Raw genomic sequence first — 18,000 nt, forward strand, 5'->3', positions numbered from 1 at the left:
TAAGTATCTTGCAATACAAAGTACTTAAAATGTTTTTAAATATATTTTAACTAATTGATTTACAGTGATTAAAATTTTAGTTAAATTTTTAACTTATTAAGTCTTCGTTATTGTAGAGACAATTCAGCTGAATAAAATATTACATGTTAAGCTAAAAAAATAAATAAAGAAAAAGGAATTATAATAATCAGCAGGATAACTATCCTAGGTTGATTACAAAAAAAAGGATCTGAAAAGATCCTGTGTAGTATTATTCTCTGTCAAAACGCGCAAGTTTTTTATCGACCCAGATAGTGGCAAAAGGAAAAAATGCCGAAAGAAGTGCAAATACAAAATCTTCATCGTCCCATTCATAAATCTTTCTTGCAGGAAGGCAAAGCAGCAAATAGAGGGTAAAAAAAAGACCGTGTACATTTCCAATGATAATGATGAAAATGGTAGGCAGCAGTCCCTCATCATCGTACCGTTTCCAGATCATGGCAACACCGTAGAGCAGGAAACACGTGATTGCTTCGGCAACGCAAACCTGCTTAAACCATTTGATTATTTTTTCCTGCGGATATTTTGAGAAAAATTTTTCGATGAAATTCATTTGAATTATTTATAATAAATGATAAATGAAGTTTTTAATCCGTTATACCGTCCTGCATTTTCAGAGAGTACAAAGATAGGAGAATTAATAAAACCAATGATCATTCTTTCAAAAGAAGGAATGAACTTTTGGTTATGAGCATCAGATATTTGATGCCTAAAATGATCAAGTTTTAAACTATGAGAGGTATTATCATAGAAAAGGTAAACAGTAGTAAAGGAATTTTTAATGTTTGGTGGTTTTCTGTATCCTTTTGGATACTTATATTTTTTATAGAAAAGCTGATTGATTAATTGGTCAGCTAACATTCCATTATTTTCATATAACCAATCCAAATGATCATTAATTTCAAAAATTATAGAAGGATTTTTTTCAACATAATCAAGAAGCGATTTCCGAATAATATTTTGTATTATTTCTTTGCCAAACTTTTCTTCTGTAAATTCATTCATATAGTGATAATAGCACGAATTTGCAGAGTAGGTTCCCATACAATTTCCCATCCATGTACCGCCCCAAAATATTCCAAGCTTTTTTAAAGAAGCTTCTAGTTCTTTATGTGCAGGAAATTCAGAACCATTAGGTGCAATGTTATTTATGAAGTACTTATTTACAGTTTTAGCGTCACGCACGGCTATCAGTGAATCTTTGGTACATTGCTCCTTTTTATATTTCAATATTTCCTGTAGCCTTTTTTCCATCGCAGATTCTCTTTTTATTTCAACAGAATCTTTCTGAAAAATCACCTGGCCGAAAATAAAATAGTGACAAAATAGTAAAACTAAAAAAAAGTACAGTTTCATAAACAATTACTTATAAAAACTACTACCGTCCAAATATTCGAAAACTTCGGGAGGAAGCATAGGTCTTACATTTTTTCCGGTTTTGATCATATTCCGGATTTCGGTTGCAGAAAGTTCAATGACAGGGGCTTCAATAAAGGAAATATTCTCATGCTGCAGAAGATATTCCGAATCTTTTTTTTCACCCTTAAATACCCTTGGATAAACGATGATATGGTGATTTTTAACAAGTGTATCTGCATTTTTCCATTTGTGAAGATTCTGAAGATTATCTTCGCCCATAATTAAGCTGAAAGAATAATCCGGATATTTTTCGTGAAGATAAGTTAGCGTATCAATGGTATAACTCGGCTGAGGTAAAGAAAATTCCACATTGGAAGCGCGCATTTTTGAATAATTTTTCACGGCAAGCTGTACCATGTCCAGGCGGTTATGGTCTTTCAGCAATGATTTTTTTTCTTTGAAAGGGTTTTGTGGACTTACCACAAACCAGAGTTCGTCCATATCCGTATGTTCCAGAATATAATTCGCAAGAATCAGATGCCCGATATGGATAGGGTTGAACGATCCGAAAAAGAGACCTATTTTCTTCATTTTAATCCCTGAATTTCACATCTTTAATATTAAGATAATGTGTTACATTACCTTTCCAGTGATTTTCTTCAAGAGTAAAAACAAGATCAAAGCTTTTTGTTCTGAAATCATCGGCAAACTGTCCCAATTTGAAACCTACACATTCAATATTTCTTCCCGTTGATTCCTGTCTGATATAAAACTTGAGATGATTATTATCTTTACCCATCGTTTTAATATATCCTGAAACCTTCTGATTGGTTAAAGCAAGGATGGGTTTCATATTATGAGGCCCGAAAGGAGCCAGCTTTCTGTGAAAATTAATAAACTCCCTGTTAATCTCATCTATCTGAATTTCAGAATCAATAGTAATGGAAGGTTCCTTCTGATGTTCTTTAATTTTCTCCGAAACCACTCTCTCGAATTTTTCCTTGAAGGCATCAAATTTATCTTTTTCCATTGAAAGTCCTGCTGCAGCGTGATGTCCTCCGAATTTCAGGAAATACTCAGAGCACATATCCAAAGCTTCATGAACGTCAAAATCTGCTACAGACCTCGCGGAAGCAACCATTTCACCATTATTTCCGTCAGTAAAAACCAAAGTTGGTTTATAATAAGTTTCAATTAATCTTGATGCTACAATTCCAATCACGCCCTTATTCCATTCAGGATGGTAAACAATAGTGGTGTATTTTGTTTCCTGCTGGGATTCAATAATTTGATTCAGAGCAGAAAGGGTGGAATTCATATCTAGTTCTCGTCTTTCATCATTGAGATCCATGATGTCGCTTACGATCTGGTGAGCGTGCTTCAGGTTGTCAGAAACCATGAGTTCTACAGCAGCTTTACCGTGAGAAATTCTTCCCGCAGCATTGATTTTGGGAGCAATTTCGAATACAATATTGGAAATCTCAAAATGAGAAAGTTTGTCGTCAGGAATTAATAATCGTAATCCTAAATTTCTCGTTTTGCGTAGGATTTTAAGACCCATTTTAGCCAAAACCCGGTTTTCTCCGGTCATAGAAACAATATCGGCAGCAATAGAAATGGCAAGAAGATCTGTGAGTTCAAAAAGCTCTGCTTCAGGAAGTTTGTAGATCGTATTTAAACCTTGGCAAAGTTTAAAACCAACTCCGCATCCGGAAAGTTCTTTAAAAGGATAGCGGCAATCGCTTCTTTTAGGATCGAGAACGGCAACTGCACTGGGAATTTCGTCGCCGGGTAAATGGTGATCACAAATGATAAAATCAATGCCTAAATTCTGGGCATAATTGATCATATCCAATGCTTTGATTCCGCAATCCAGGGCAATGATTAATGAAAAGCCGTTTTCTTTGGCAAAATCAATACCTTCTGTAGAAATTCCGTACCCTTCAGAATTTCTGTCGGGAATATAAAAATCAAGGTATTTTTTCTGAACAATTTTGCTGAGGTACAGATACATCAGGGCAACGGCGGTAGTTCCGTCTACGTCGTAATCTCCGTATACCAGTATTTTTTCTCCATTCTCAATGGCGGTGGCAATGCGTTCTACGGCTTTCTGCATATCTGCCATTAAAAACGGATTGTGAATGTCGGTAAGGTTCGGTTTAAAAAATTCTCTGGCCTTTTGATAATTGTCAATTCCTCTAAGAACGAGGAGCTTAGATTCAAAAGTTCCAAAACCAAGAGACGAACTTAATCCATCCACAATTTCTTCATCGGGTTCGGGCTTGTAAATCCATTTTTGACTCATTTCACAAAAATAGGGAAATATATTTTAAAAGGAAAGTTTAATGTTGCCGCAGAATGTTAAAAAAAACCGCTCAGGTTATGAACGGTTTCAAATATTTAAGAATACATTTTCTCTCTTAATTCTTTTACCCTTTTATCGGCAAGGTATTCGTCGTAAGTCATCTCTCTGTCGATAATTCCGTTTGGAGTCAGTTCGATGATTCTGTTACAGACTGTGGAAAGCATTTCGTGGTCATGAGAAGCCAATAAGATGTTTCCTTTGAAGTTAGACAACGAGTTGTTCAACGTCGTGATACTCTCAAGGTCTAAGTGGTTGGTAGGCTCATCAAGCAAAAGAACGTTGGCTTTCTGAAGCATCATTCGGCTGAACATACATCTCATTTTTTCACCTCCCGAAAGTACTTTACAGGATTTCAATGCTTCATCACCAGAGAAAAGCATTCTTCCCAAAAATCCTCTTACAAATTCTTCGTGACGCTCTTCATCATTTTTAGTGAATTGTCTTAACCAGTCAACAAGGCTTAGGTCTTCCTGAAAGAAGTTTGTATTATCTAAAGGCATGTGAGATTGAGTAGTGGTAACTCCCCAGGCTACAGTTCCTTTGTCAGCCTGAACATTTCCCGCTAAAATTTCAAAAAATTCTGTGATTGCCAATGAGTTCTTAGACAAAACAGCAACTTTATCTCCTTTTTTAAGATTTAAATCGATGTTAGAGAATAATAATTCTCCATCCTTCGTTTTTTCAAGACCTTTTACATCAAGAATCTGATCTCCTGCTTCTCTTTCCATTTCGAAAATGATTGCCGGATATCTTCTGGAAGATGGTTTAATATCATCGATGTTTAATTTATCGATCATTTTTTTTCTTGCTGTTGCCTGCTTAGCTTTGGCAACATTGGAGCTGAATCTTGCGATGAAGTCCTGAAGTTCTTTTTTCTTTTCCTCCGCTTTTTTATTAGCCTGAGCTCTTTGTCTTGTTGCTAATTGTGAAGCCTGGTACCAGAAAGAGTAGTTACCCGTGTAAAGGTTAAGTTTAGCATAATCAAGGTCACCGATGTGGGTACAAACCGTGTCTAAGAAGTGACGGTCGTGAGATACAACAATTACCGTATTTTCATAATCTGCAAGGAAATCTTCCAGCCATGAAATCGTATCGATATCAAGGTCGTTGGTAGGCTCATCCAGAATCAGTACATCAGGATTCCCAAAAAGCGCCTGAGCCAAAAGAACTTTTACCTTGTCTTTGTTTTCAAGCTCGCTCATCATCTGCCAGTGCATATCGTCTGTAATCCCAACATTAGAAAGCATGGTCTGTGCATCCGATTCTGCAGTCCATCCGCCCATTTCATCATAGATTACACCCAGTTCACCTGCTTTGATGCCGTCTTCATCAGAAAAGTCTTCCTTCGCATAAAGCGCGTCCATCTCTTCTTTTATTTCGAATAGTTTTTTATTACCTCTCAAAACCGCTTCCAGAACAGTATATTGATCGTAAGCAAAGTGATCCTGCTCAAGAACTGACATTCTTTTTCCAGGTTCCAAAGATACGTGTCCTGTTGTTGGGTCCTGTTTTCCTGTTAATATTTTAAGGAATGTAGACTTTCCTGCACCATTTGCTCCGATAATCCCGTAGCAGTTTCCTTTGGTAAACATAATGTTTACTTCGTCAAAAAGAACTCTTTTCCCGAATTGTAAAGATAAGTTAGATACTGTTAACATATAGTTTTGTAAATTTGGCGCAAAAATACGAAAAGAATTTGGGTATTTCGTAATAATGTAATATTCAAGTTTTTAAATGTAAGGTATTTTTTATATATTTCATTAATAAATTTATATAAATAAGGATTTCTCAAAATAATTTGATGAGTATCAGATAAACCTTATTTATTCAGATATCAGACAAATCAAGATGAAAATAGAAAAAACAGTCAATATATTCAATAGAAGAGCCAGATTTGAATACGAAATTCTTGAAGAATATGAAGCCGGAATGGTGCTCACCGGTACGGAGATAAAATCTTTGCGTTCTTCTAAGGCTTCTATTGCAGAATCCTTCTGTCAGTTTATTGACGGGGAATTATATATAATTAATATGATGATTGATGAATATAAATTGGGTACATTTTATAATCATAAAACAAAAAGGGAACGGAAATTGCTGTTGCACAAAAAAGAACTGCAAAAGCTTGAAAAGAAATTAAAGGATGCAGGGAATACCATTATACCTTTGAAATTATATATCAATGATAAGGGAAAAGCAAAGGTGCTGATTGCCCTCGGAAGGGGTAAAAAACTCTTTGATAAAAGGGAGAGCATTAAAGATAGAGAAAATAAACGTAACCTCGACAGAATATTAAAGAAAAGTTAAAAATCATCGGAAAAACTTTGTATATAAAGAAAAATTATATTTATTTTGCATTATCAATTATTTAATCATTTAATTCTATGAAAAATCTAAAATTAGGAATTTCAGCATTGGCGCTTACTGTCGCTTCTACTGTGTTCGCTCAGACTACCAACAATCCGTGGATGATCGGGGTTGGTGCTCATGCGGAAAACCACTCGGCACAGAGAGACAACTTCAGTAATACGTTCTCTGCTAATAATTTGACGAAGAACATGTTCAATGTGAACAACTTCTCTATTACTCCGCCATTATCTAAGCTTACTGTTGCTAGAAACATAGGTAAAGGTTTAGTAATCGACTGGCAAACTACTGTAGGTAATGTTGAAAACAAGAGATTTAACATGGGTAAAGAATTCATGTTAATGACTGGTCTTGGTTTCCAGGCAAAAGCTGCAGGTCTTTTATGGGATGAAGAATCTTGGTTCGATCCTTATTTAAGAGTTGGTGCTAACTACCTGAGACATGATTATACATCTCTTACTTTCCCAAGAGAAGCTCTTATTAACGGAATGCCTACTGGAGAAGTAATTGGAAATGGTGATAACGGTAACGAAAATGGTAAAGCAAACTTCTTTACTGTTGCTACAGGTGCTGGTATTAACTTCTGGTTGACTAAAAACTTCGGTTTAGGTATCCAAGGAGATTACGTATCAACTCCAGGTGATAAATCAAATGTTGCTAACTTCTGGCAAGCTTCTGCTTCATTGAACTTCAGATTCGGTAACAGAGACAGAGATAAGGACGGTATCTTAGATAAAGATGATTTATGTCCTGATACTCCAGGTTTACCAGAATTCCAGGGATGTCCTGATACAGATGGAGACGGAGTTCCAGATAAAGATGATCAATGTCCAGACGTAGCTGGTCCGGTTGAAAACAACGGATGCCCTTGGCCAGATACAGACGGTGACGGTGTAATCGATAAAGATGATGCTTGTCCTACAGTTGCAGGTCCTGCAGAAAACAACGGATGTCCTTGGCCAGATACAGATGGTGACGGTATCTTAGATAAAGATGATGCTTGTCCTACGGTTCCAGGTCTTCCAGAATACAACGGATGTCCTAAGCCTAAAAAAGTAACTGCTGAAGAAGTTGAAAAAGAATTCAGAAATGTATATTTCGATTTCAACAAAGCTACAATCAAAGCTGAATCAACTCCAGCATTAGATAGAGCAGCTGCTATCATCGTTAAAGATGGAGGTAACTATCTATTAGAAGGTCAAACTGATGCTAAAGGTTCTGAAGCTTACAACCTGAAATTATCTAGAGAAAGAGCTGCTGCAGTAGTTGCTGCTTTAGATGCAAGAGGTGTAGATGCTAACGCACTTAAATCTGTAGGTGTTGGTAAAGCTAAAGCTACAGTTCCAGCTACAGCTTCTGATGCTGAAAGACAAGTTGACAGAAAAGTAGTGGTAAGAGCTATCGAAGATATGAACGAATGGAATGCAATGAAGAAGAAAGATTATGAAGATGCTCCAGTGAAAAAAGCTCCTGCTAAGAAAACTACTAAGAAAAAAGTAGTTAAAAAGAAAAAATAATCAATTTTTCTAAATAATAAATACCTCCAGTTTTCTGGAGGTATTTTTTTTTCGTTCACTTTTAATTATTTTTGTTGAAAATTAAAAAATAAAATGGGAAGAGCATTTGAATATAGAAAAGCTTCTAAAATGGCCAGATGGGATAAGATGGCCAAAACTTTTTCTAAGATAGGAAAGGATATCGCACTAGCGGTAAAAGCCGGCGGTTCTGATCCGGAATCAAATCCTGCATTGAGAAGGTGTATCCAGAATGCGAAAGGAGCAAACATGCCGAAAGATAATGTGGAGAGAGCTATCAAAAAAGCAAGTGGTGCAGATGCTGAAAACTATGAGGAAATTACTTATGAAGGCTATGGTCAGGGAGGAGTCGCATTTTTTATTGAGTGTACTACCAATAATCCTACAAGAACCGTTGCGAATGTAAGAGCTGTTTTCAATAAGTTTGACGGTAATCTTGGCAAAAACGGAGAATTGGCTTTTATCTTCGACAGAAAAGGAATTTTTACCATCGATTTGTCTCAGATCAAAATGGATTGGGACGATTTTGAAATGGAAATGATCGACGGCGGTGCGGAGGATGTTGAAAAAGATGAAGAAGAAGTTATGATCACTACTGCTTTCGAAGATTTCGGTTCGTTATCCCATAAATTAGATGAGCTTGGAATTGAGGCAAAAAGCGCAGAGCTTCAGAGGATTCCTAATAACACAAAAGAAGTGAACGAAGAACAGTTCAAAGCTAATATGAAAATGCTTGAGCGTTTCGAAGATGACGACGACGTGCAGAATGTTTATCACAATATGGAGGTTTTAGAAGAGCTGATGAATACTCTTTAATATTGGAGCATATACAATATAAGCCTCACGGGTTTTTAAAACCTGTGAGGTTTTTAACAATACATAAAAATAATATAACATTCATATACAGTTAATTTTCAAGTAGTTTCTTTGCATAAAACTATGAAAAGAAACGTTGAATTAGTTGTGATATCGGATGTGCATTTGGGAACTTATGGATGCAAGGCTAAAGAATTGATGCGGTATCTCAATTCTATTCAGCCGAAAACGCTGGTTTTAAATGGCGATATCATCGACATCTGGCAATTCAAAAAGTCATATTTTCCTAAGCCTCATCTGAAAGTAATTAAAAAGATCCTTTCATTTGCTACAAAAAATACAGATGTGTACTACATCACCGGAAATCATGATGAAATGTTCCGGAAATTTACCGATTTCGAATTGGGTAATCTGAAAGTCTGCAATAAAATCTGTTTAAATATTGATGATAAAAAAACATGGATTTTCCATGGCGATGTTTTTGATGCTTCCGTTCAGCACTCTAAATGGATTGCTAAGCTCGGCGGAAAGGGGTATGATCTGTTAATTGTTATCAATAATATCGTAAATTGGTTTTTGGAAAAGATGGGAAAAGAAAAATATTCATTCTCCAAAAAGATCAAAAATAACGTAAAAAAAGCAGTTAAGTATATCGGAGATTTTGAACTGACCGCTTCCGAACTGGCTATTGACAATCATTATGATTATGTAGTATGCGGGCATATTCATCAGCCACAGATACGTGAAGTAGTTAATAAAAAAGGTTCCTGCATTTATCTTAATTCCGGGGACTGGATTGAAAATCTTTCTGCTTTGGAGTATCATGATAAAGAATGGAAAATTTTTTATTATGAAGATCATAAGCATTCTTTGAAAGATGATGCTTCGGACGAAATTCAGGATATTAAAAGTACCGATCTTTTAAAAATAGTAACCAATTTCACGAAATGAAAATCTTATATGCATTTCAGGGAACAGGAAACGGGCATGTTGCCCGTGCTCAGGAAATTGTTCCCATCCTGAAAAAGTATGCGTCTGTTGAAACACTGATCAGCGGTCACCAGTCACAGTTAAAGGCTGATTTTGACATTAATTACCAGCATAAAGGAATTTCCCTCTTGTACAATAAAACAGGAGGATTATCCTACCGTAAAACTTTTGTGGATAATAATTTTCTGGAAGCTTTCAAAACGATCAGGGAAATAGATCTTTCTGAATATGATCTTATTATTAATGATTATGAACCGCTTACCGGCTGGGCATGCAAATTCAAAAAGTACCCCATGATTGAATTGAGCCATCAGGCTTCCATGCTATTTAAAGAAACACCTAGGCCGGAAAAAAAAGATTTTTTTGGAGAACTTGTACTGAAATATTACGTTCCTGGTGAGAGAAGAATAGGATTTCATTTCGAAAATTATCATCCTCAGATTAAAAAGCCCGTCATCAGAAGGAAAATAAGAAACCTTAACCCAAATAAAAAAGGCTTTTATCTGGTCTATCTTCCAAGTTTTTCAGATGAAAATATCATTAAAGTTTTAAAACAAATTCCGGTTGAATGGAAAGTTTTTTCCAAATACTCGAAACTCCAGTTTAAAGATAGTAATGTTGAAATTTTTCCTATTGATGAAATTCAATATCTTAGAAGTTTTGAAAATTGCGATGGAATTCTTTGCAATGCGGGATTTGAAACTCCTGCAGAAGCCCTTTTCATGGATAAGAAACTATTTGTGATTCCTATTCATAATCAGTATGAGCAGGAATGCAATGCCTGCGCTTTAGACAAAATGGGAATACCGAATTCTAAAATTTTAAATCTTGAAGAAATTCGTAATTGGGTAGCTTCAGACCGCCATCTGAAAGTGGATTATCCTGATGATATTGAAGAAATCTTAGTGAATGAAGTTTTAGCGTTGTAAAAAAACATCATCCACATCATTCATTCTCATCATAACAGATCTTGCATAAGAACAATGCGGATAAACTTTCCAGTTATTTTCCCGGGCAAATTTTATAGCTTCTTCTACAAGATATTTTCCCATTCCGCGGCCTTCAAATTCTGGATGTACCAAAACAAATGAAATGATAAATTTATTTTCATCCGGAAAAATAGTATAGGTTAACCTTCCGATTTCTTTTAACTCATTATTTAAAGTAATCACACCGCCGTTTCCTGACTTATTATTTTCAAATCTCATAATCTAAGTTTTTATGTAAAGTAAAAATACAAAAACTGCACCGCGGAATTTTTGATGTACGTTAAGAAAGGAAAATGGTGGATTTTGATTCGTTAATTGTAATAGTCAACAGTCAACTCACTGTACTTGTCAATTTCTGATAATGATATGATTTAGATCTTAATTAGATTGACCATTTTGCTTTAGCTATCTTTACCGGTGTAGTAATTGTAGTCTTTGATAATAATTCCTATAAACTGCCTTTCCGTCATTTTTGTAGGATCTATTTCCAATTTGAGAATGCTTTTAATCTTATCGGAAAGTTTACTGATAACATGTCTGTCATCAATTCTCAGGGCTTTGAGATAATTATCTTTGATGATTCTCATATCATTGTCACTCAGAGCAATCACCTGGGGAAAAGTAGGAACATAATCTTCCCGGATATTTTCTAAAATAGTATGTGAAATATTAATCTTGTTTTTTAAGGAAATTACAGCAGTTCCTGAAGCAATATCCCCTAATCGCTGATTATTTTTGGAAACAACCATCGAAACAAGTGCAACAACTCCTGCAAAAGAAGTATCTATGATTCTGAAAACCCATCGGATCAGGTAATCTCCGAATCCCGCCTGGTAACCGTCAATCTTTACAACACGGATTTTCATAACTTTTTTTCCGGGAGTCTGACCCTCCATAAGGCTTTCAAAAACCACGGGATACACTACCGTAGGGAAAAGCAGGATGATGTAAACTGCTGCAATTGACCATTGATCCAACCCCTGTAATAAATAACCAAGATTCAGAACCGTGAAGAAAATATACACAACAGCGATCCCATAAGCTATTTTTATTAAAAGATCAATAAAGAAAGCAATCAGCCGGTCTCCAACACTGGCGATGTTGAAATTAATATTTACATTTTGTGAAGTATTAATCGCAATTTGAGACATAATTTTATTATTTTAGCCTTATAGTTATGAGAGAAGTTTATTTTATTAAACAAAATAAAGAAAAATGGTTGGGAATCGAACAGGTTATCCAGGGGAAAGTTAAAAAAAATCCTGATGACCTCTCTTCGCTGTACATTAATCTTATCAACGATCTTTCTTTTGCACAGACCTATTATCCTAAAAGCAATACAACCGTTTATCTGAATCACCTCTCTTCACAGATCTTTCAGAAAATTTATAAAACTAAAAGAGTAGAAGAAAACCGTATGGTATATTTCTTCAAAACGGAAGTCCCTTTGCTTGTATACCAATACCGAAGATATTTAGTCTATGCATTTTTATTCTTTACGTTATTTACCCTCATCGGTTTGCTTTCTGCAGTCTATGATAAAGATTTTGCTAAAATTATTTTGGGAGAAGATTATGTAAACCAGACCATTGAAAATATCAAAAAAGGTAATGCTGTTGGCGTTTATCAGAGCGGATCTACCTGGGGAAGTACAATTGGGATTATATTCAATAATATTGGAGTAGGAGCCAAACTTTATATTTATGGGATTTTTGGAGGAGTTGGTACTTTGTGGGCGCTTTTGTCAAACAGTGTAATGCTCGGTTCTTTCCAGTATTTTTTCTATGATTACGGAGCTTTGTGCGACAGTGCACGCGGAATATGGCTTCATGGTGTTTTTGAGATCTTTTCCATGGTGGTGGAAGCCATGTGTGGGCTTATTCTGGGAGCGTCCATCTTATTTCCAAGAACGTTTTCAAGGTTCAATTCTTTTAAGAACGGTTTTAAAGATTCATTTAAAATATTTTTAAGTACGGTACCCTTTACCATCTGTGCCGGAATTATCGAAGGTTACGTCACAAGACATGCCCTGAATATGCCCTTGTCTTTAAACCTTATTATTATCTTCGGATCACTTCTCACTATCGGATTTTACTATTTTATATATCCTTCCATCGTTAACAGAAAAATCAATAACCAGATCCATGATGCAGTTTTATAAAAAGAGAGATTTCGGAACTTTTATCACAGACAGTTTCACTTTTTTCAAATTATACGGTAAGAATTATTTTAAAAATTTTCTGCTCCTGAACGGATTGCTGCTGATTCTGATGTTGGTAGTTATTGTTTTCGGGTATAAAGAATTCCTTGGAGCAATTTTCGGTTCCAATATGGCAGGGCAGAGTTATTATTTTGAGCAGTTTCTCAGTGATAATATGGGAATGCTTATTGTATGCGGAATTTTGTTATTCGTTCTTTCTTCAGCGCTCATGATCGTAAACTTTCTGTTTCCTGTTTTTTACATGAAAAGAATTGCGGAAGGAAAAACAAATATAAAGGCAGATGATATCCTCAGTGATTTTAAATCAAACGGTAAAAAAGTAGCCGCTGCTTATTTCGGATTAACATTTTTGGTGTTGCCCATAGCATTTGTCATTTTCGGGATTTCATATATTCTTATTTTTATTATTATAGGATTGGTAATTATGCTTTTTGTGGTGCCTAATTTGTTTAATATCATTTTATTTTTCTGCTTTGATTATTTTAACGGGAAAAGAGGATTTTTTGAATCACTAAGTTATGCCATAAGATCGCAGTTCTCCTATAAAAACGTGAGAGAAAATTCTCCGTATTGGAAATATTGGGGAGCAACCATCATTATGATGGTGTTGTTTTACATTGTGAGCCTGTTCTTTTCATCTATTCCAATGATCCTATTTATTATGAAACTTTCAACAACAGCTCCTGATGCACAATTTGAGCAAAATCCTTTTGCCGGAAACTTCGGAACTTTGTTTTTTGTTATGTACGGGATTTCTTCCGTTATTTCAACCCTGCTGATGAATGTTTTGTACATCAACTCGGGATTAATGTATTATGACAGCCGCACAGATCTTCATCAGAAAATGGAACTGGCAGAAATAGATACCATCGGGATTAATGAATAAGTTTTTTATTTTTTTACTGATTTTTTTAGCTGCAGGATATGTTCATGCACAGGATGATCCGCCGCCGACTGCAGAAGTGTATGTAGATTCTGTCAGTACAAGCCACTACAAAAATATGTACCGGGCAGATTCTGTATTGCAGAACAAACCGCTTACAGATAATACGGTTTATCCTAAAAAATTTAAAGAAAACGTTCCGTCAAGATATAAAGGTGAAGATTTTGACTATACCACAACAAAACCGAGAATGTCAGTATGGGAAAAGCTGATGAAAAAAATCGTTGAAATCCTGAACAGCATTTTCGGAGAAACGGTTTTTACGAACTCAGCCAATATTGCAGGAATGCTTGTAAGGCTGTTCGCAATTATTCTCGCAGGCTTCCTGCTGTACTTTATTATTAAATATCTTATCGGTAAAGATGGAGGTTTTCTTTTCGGGAAGAAAAACAAAAAGGTTGATCTTAAAGATGAAGAGCTTCATGAAAATATCCACGAAATTAATTTTCCGGAAAGCATCCTGAAGTTTGAAAAATCCGGTGATTTCCGTTCCGCGGTGCGTTACCAGTTTTTATTTGTATTAAAAAAACTCAGTGATAAAAAACTCATTGGCTGGAATCCTGAAAAAACCAATAAAGACTATGTGGCAGAACTAAAAGCCCCGCATCTTAAGGACGAATTCTTTCAGCTTTCATACATTTTTGATTACGTATGGTACGGAGAATTCAGCATTTCGGAAGAAAGCTATCAGAAATTTAAAACCCAGTATCAATCGTTTAAACCGTAAATCTTGCCATGAATAAAACTTTCAAAATATATGCTGTAATTTTCATCGTTGTGATGATTATTCTGGTATTGTTTGAAGCGAATAAAACGGAAAGAACGGACTGGAGGAAAAATTTTGATATCAACCAGAAATCACCTTTCGGTTTGTTTGTTTTTAACAATGAGGTAAATACGCTTTTTAAAAATAAAATCAAAAAAATATCAGAGACACCATACGATTATTATCAGGCTGATAAGAAGCCGCATAATATTTTGGTTATAGAAGAGACAATCGACAGACCGTCATGGAATAAGATTCTGGATCAGGTATCCAAGGGTTCGGATGCGATGCTTATCGTGAGTGAAATGCCTAAACAAATCTCGGATAGTATCGGTTATTATGATTCACAGATTTCTTTCGAAGATGAAAATGTGCTGAAGCTTACGGACAAAAAATTCAGCAACGATTTTATCCATTTGGATAAATTTCCTTCAGGAAGAGGTTTCACCTTTATAAAGCCGGGTGTTGAGGTTTTGGGAAAAACAGTTGAGAAAAACAATTCAGACCAGGCCAATTTTATTAAGATTGCATTCGGAAAAGGAAAAATTTATGTGCATTGCGAACCCCTTTTCATTACCAACTATTATCTGTTAAAACGTGGGAATGTAAGGTACGCCCAGGATGTTTTTTCTTACCTTGATGAACGTGAAACAATCTGGTTTGTAGAAAACGATGCAAAAGTTTCACAGTTTTTCCTGAGATTTATTCTTTCCAATCCGGCATTGAAATATGCATGGTGGGTGCTATTAGGAGGGCTGGTTCTATTTATTTTCTTTAATGCTAAAAGAAAGCAGCGTATTGTTCCAATTATAGAACCGTTGAAAAATACATCCGTTGATTTTGTGAAAAGTATTGGAAACCTATACCTTCAGGAGGGTGATTTTCATGATATGATGGCTAAAAAAGCACAATACTTCCTTAATAAAGTAAGGATGGATCTCCTCATCGACACACAGCATCTGGACGCTGAATTTGCCAAGAAACTTCAGCTAAAAACCGGCAAACCTATGGAAATGATTGATGAAGCAATGAATCTGATCAAAAAGGCACAAGATCCGTATGCACAGGTAATGAAAGAAGATCTTGGAAAAATGAATAAATTGCTTGACGAAATAATTTAAAAAAGTATAACAATCTAAAAATATCACAATGTAACAACTCTCCTGGGTGGTACATCGGTAAATTGTTAAATTATATTATATGGAAAATTTTGAAAACCCCAATACAGAAGACCAGCATTCTATACATCTTGATAAAAAAGAAGACCAGTTTCAGTCTAGGATAGATATGATTGAGCTTAGAACAAGTCTGGAAAAAGTAAAGTCCGAAATTGCCAAAGTAATCGTGGGGCAGGAAAGCATGGTAGAACATCTTTTGGCTGCACTTTTATCAAACGGACACGTTCTTATCGAAGGTGTTCCCGGAGTTGCAAAAACCATTACTGCAAAATTGCTGGCAAAAACCATTGATGTAGGCTTTAGCAGAATCCAGTTTACGCCGGATCTTATGCCTTCTGATATTTTGGGTACTTCGGTTTTTAATGTAAAAAATTCCGAATTTGAATTTAAAAAAGGCCCTATTTTTTCAAACTTTATTTTGATTGACGAGATCAACAGGTCACCCGCAAAAACACAGGCCGCCTTGTTCGAGGTAATGGAAGAAAGACAGATTACGATGGATGGAACACGCTACATTATGGAAGAACCCTTTCTTGTAGTGGCAACCCAGAATCCTATTGAACATGAAGGTACCTATCGACTGCCGGAAGCGCAGCTTGATCGTTTCCTGTTTAAAATCAATGTAGGATATCCTGATCTGCAGCAGGAAATTGCCATCATAAAAAATCAGCACGAAAATAAAACGGAAGACAAAACAGATGTAGTAAACCGCGTTATCACGGCTCAGCAGTTTAAAAATTACCAACAGCTTGTAAAAGAGATTATTGTTGAGTCGCATTTGATGGAATACATCGCCAAGATTATTGTGAATACAAGGGAAAATCAGTTCCTGTATCTGGGAGCTTCTCCAAGGGCAAGTCTTGCATTGCTAACAGCCTCTAAAGCTTTTGCTGCATTGAGAGGAAGGGATTTTATAACTCCTGAGGATATCAAAGAATCGAGTTATGCCGTATTGAGACACAGAGTAATCGTATCGCCTGAAAGAGAAATGGAAGGCCTTACCGCTGATGAAATTATCAGACAAATTTTAGAAGGAATTGAAATTCCCAGATAGAAGGATCATTCAACTGCTATCTGCAACCTGAAAGCCGACATTTAAAAATGAAAAACTTATACATCAATACGCGCTTTTTTTACGTGCTCATCGGAGTGGGAATCCTGTATGTCTTTGCATTCTTCTTCCCGTTTCTTATGTGGGCGGCGCATATTGCTTTACTGCTTTGCTTTTTAGCGGTAATGGTAGATGCTCTCTTTGTTTTTAACAAAAATAAAGGAATTTCGGCACAAAGGATTTTGCCTGAAAAATTATCCAACGGAGATGAAAATCCTGTGAAAATCGATATTAAAAATAATTATGATTTTAAAATTTCGGTTAAGGTAATCGATGAGATACCTTTTCAATTTCAGAAGAGGGATTTTCTGATTGAAAAACAAATTTTCCCGGGAAGAAATACCTTTTTTCAATATATTCTTGAGCCTAAAGAGCGCGGAGAATATAATTTCGGAAGCCTGAATGTGTATGTTTCTTCACCTTTAGGTTTTGTGTCTAAAAGATTTAATTTTCAGAAAGATGCCAATCTGCCTTCTTATCCTTCTTTCATCCACCTGAGAAAATATGAACTGATGGCTATTCAGAGCGAATTTCTATTAGGAGGAATTAAAAAAATAAGAAAGCTGGGCCATACCATGGAGTTTGAGCAGATTAAAGAATATGTACCGGGAGATGATATCAGGACGATCAACTGGAAAGCAACATCCAAGACAAACCGGCTGATGGTAAACCAGTTTCAGGACGAAAAATCCCAACGGATCTTTATGCTGATCGATACCGGAAGAACGATGAAGATGCCTTTTAAAGGATTGAGCCTGCTGGATTATTCCATCAATGCAACAATGGCTTTATCCCATATTATCCTGAAAAAAGGAGACCGGGCCGGGATGATGACGTTCTCTAAAAAAACGGAAAATAAAATTGCCGCAGAAAACAAATCGGGTCAGCTCAGAAAAATATCAGAAGCGCTTTATAATATTAAAACCGATTTTTTTGAAAGTGATTTTAGCAGGCTGTATCAGGATGTGAAATATTCTTTGAACCAGAGAAGTCTTATACTGCTGTTCACCAATTTCGAAACGCTGGACGGACTTAACCGTCAGTTGAAATATTTACGTGGCATCGCTAAAAACCATCTGTTGGTAGTGGTTTTCTTTAAAAATTCTGAACTTCAGACGCTGATTAATAAAAATCCGGAAAATATGCAGGAAATTTATGATGAGATTATTGCCGAAAAATTTGAGTTTGAAAAGAAACTGATTATTCAGGAACTTAGAAAATACGGGATTTATACGGTTTATACACTTCCTGAAAACTTGAATATCGATGTTATCAATAAATACCTGGAGATAAAAGCGAGAGGAATTTTATAATTTTGCAA

General features: G+C 35.7%; 18 protein-coding genes. 11 read left to right on the plus strand and 7 right to left on the minus strand.

Features of this window, described 5'->3' with window-relative positions; translation table 11 throughout:
- Positions 1–250 precede the first annotated feature (250 nt).
- From M0D58_RS13415 to M0D58_RS13435, 5 genes are all read right to left on the minus strand, one after another.
- Positions 251–592 (minus strand): DUF3817 domain-containing protein, encoded by a 342-nt coding sequence (locus M0D58_RS13415; RefSeq protein ID WP_248390259.1) that lies wholly within the window; start codon positions 590–592, stop codon positions 251–253.
- 5 nt (positions 593–597) lie between these two features.
- Positions 598–1,293, minus strand: coding sequence for a hypothetical protein (locus M0D58_RS13420; protein WP_248390262.1), 696 nt, complete (start codon positions 1,291–1,293; stop codon positions 598–600).
- Between the two features lie 108 nt (positions 1,294–1,401).
- Positions 1,402–1,989 carry a nicotinate (nicotinamide) nucleotide adenylyltransferase gene (nadD, locus tag M0D58_RS13425; protein WP_248390265.1) on the minus strand — a complete coding sequence of 196 codons (588 nt, stop codon included), beginning with the start codon at positions 1,987–1,989 and terminating at the stop codon, positions 1,402–1,404.
- A 1-nt stretch (position 1,990) separates the two neighbouring features.
- Positions 1,991–3,703, minus strand: coding sequence for a single-stranded-DNA-specific exonuclease RecJ (gene recJ / locus M0D58_RS13430; protein WP_248390268.1), 1,713 nt, complete (start codon positions 3,701–3,703; stop codon positions 1,991–1,993).
- A gap of 95 nt (positions 3,704–3,798) precedes the next feature.
- On the minus strand, positions 3,799–5,421 hold the full coding sequence (locus M0D58_RS13435) for an ABC-F family ATP-binding cassette domain-containing protein (protein WP_169231294.1): 1,623 nt from the start codon (positions 5,419–5,421) through the stop codon (positions 3,799–3,801).
- A gap of 190 nt (positions 5,422–5,611) precedes the next feature.
- On the opposite strand from M0D58_RS13435, the gene smpB reads away from it, so the two are divergent.
- The 5 genes from smpB (at position 5,612) to M0D58_RS13460 (ending at position 10,400) form a co-directional block, all read left to right on the plus strand.
- A complete protein-coding gene (smpB, locus tag M0D58_RS13440) occupies positions 5,612–6,070 on the plus strand; it encodes an SsrA-binding protein SmpB (RefSeq protein WP_248390274.1) in 459 nt (152 codons plus the stop codon).
- A 77-nt stretch (positions 6,071–6,147) separates the two neighbouring features.
- Positions 6,148–7,647, plus strand: coding sequence for an OmpA family protein (locus M0D58_RS13445; RefSeq protein ID WP_248390277.1), 1,500 nt, complete (start codon positions 6,148–6,150; stop codon positions 7,645–7,647).
- 93 nt (positions 7,648–7,740) lie between these two features.
- Positions 7,741–8,481: a YebC/PmpR family DNA-binding transcriptional regulator gene (locus tag M0D58_RS13450; RefSeq protein WP_248390280.1), complete on the plus strand. Its 741-nt coding sequence runs from the start codon at positions 7,741–7,743 to the stop codon at positions 8,479–8,481.
- Between the two features lie 123 nt (positions 8,482–8,604).
- On the plus strand, positions 8,605–9,432 hold the full coding sequence (locus tag M0D58_RS13455; RefSeq protein ID WP_248390283.1) for a UDP-2,3-diacylglucosamine diphosphatase: 828 nt from the start codon (positions 8,605–8,607) through the stop codon (positions 9,430–9,432).
- Positions 9,429–10,400, plus strand: a complete 972-nt coding sequence (locus M0D58_RS13460) for a glycosyltransferase family protein (RefSeq protein WP_248390286.1) — start codon at positions 9,429–9,431, stop codon at positions 10,398–10,400. Before M0D58_RS13455 ends, M0D58_RS13460 begins: the two co-directional genes overlap by 4 nt.
- On the opposite strand, the gene M0D58_RS13465 is transcribed toward M0D58_RS13460, so the two are convergent.
- Positions 10,389–10,679, minus strand: coding sequence for a GNAT family N-acetyltransferase (locus M0D58_RS13465; RefSeq protein ID WP_248390289.1), 291 nt, complete (start codon positions 10,677–10,679; stop codon positions 10,389–10,391). The two genes, M0D58_RS13460 and M0D58_RS13465, sit on opposite strands and share 12 nt — an antisense overlap.
- 182 nt (positions 10,680–10,861) lie before the next feature.
- The gene (locus tag M0D58_RS13470; RefSeq protein WP_248390292.1) at positions 10,862–11,611 is read right to left on the minus strand and encodes an RDD family protein; all 750 of its coding nucleotides are present in this window, start codon (positions 11,609–11,611) and stop codon (positions 10,862–10,864) included.
- A 26-nt stretch (positions 11,612–11,637) separates the two neighbouring features.
- Here M0D58_RS13470 and M0D58_RS13475 point away from each other — a divergent pair, with 26 nt between their 5' ends.
- The 6 genes from M0D58_RS13475 to M0D58_RS13500 all read left to right on the plus strand — a co-directional run bounded on the left by M0D58_RS13475 (position 11,638) and on the right by M0D58_RS13500 (position 17,992).
- A complete protein-coding gene (locus tag M0D58_RS13475; RefSeq protein WP_248390295.1) occupies positions 11,638–12,621 on the plus strand; it encodes a stage II sporulation protein M in 984 nt (327 codons plus the stop codon).
- The gene (locus M0D58_RS13480) at positions 12,605–13,567 is read left to right on the plus strand and encodes a DUF4013 domain-containing protein (protein WP_248390297.1); all 963 of its coding nucleotides are present in this window, start codon (positions 12,605–12,607) and stop codon (positions 13,565–13,567) included. Before M0D58_RS13475 ends, M0D58_RS13480 begins: the two co-directional genes overlap by 17 nt.
- On the plus strand, positions 13,560–14,351 hold the full coding sequence (locus M0D58_RS13485; RefSeq protein WP_248390299.1) for a DUF4129 domain-containing protein: 792 nt from the start codon (positions 13,560–13,562) through the stop codon (positions 14,349–14,351). The genes M0D58_RS13480 and M0D58_RS13485 overlap by 8 nt, the downstream gene beginning before the upstream one ends.
- Positions 14,352–14,359: 8 nt before the next feature.
- Positions 14,360–15,511 (plus strand): hypothetical protein, encoded by a 1,152-nt coding sequence (locus M0D58_RS13490; RefSeq protein ID WP_248390301.1) that lies wholly within the window; start codon positions 14,360–14,362, stop codon positions 15,509–15,511.
- A 79-nt stretch (positions 15,512–15,590) separates the two neighbouring features.
- Complete coding sequence (locus tag M0D58_RS13495; RefSeq protein WP_248390303.1) at positions 15,591–16,622, plus strand: AAA family ATPase; 1,032 nt, start codon at positions 15,591–15,593, stop codon at positions 16,620–16,622.
- 47 nt (positions 16,623–16,669) lie between these two features.
- On the plus strand, positions 16,670–17,992 hold the full coding sequence (locus M0D58_RS13500) for a DUF58 domain-containing protein (protein ID WP_248390304.1): 1,323 nt from the start codon (positions 16,670–16,672) through the stop codon (positions 17,990–17,992).
- The last annotated feature ends 8 nt before the right edge of the window (positions 17,993–18,000 follow it).

It is taken from the genome of Chryseobacterium nepalense (assembly GCF_023195755.1).
Classification (GTDB): domain Bacteria; phylum Bacteroidota; class Bacteroidia; order Flavobacteriales; family Weeksellaceae; genus Chryseobacterium; species Chryseobacterium nepalense.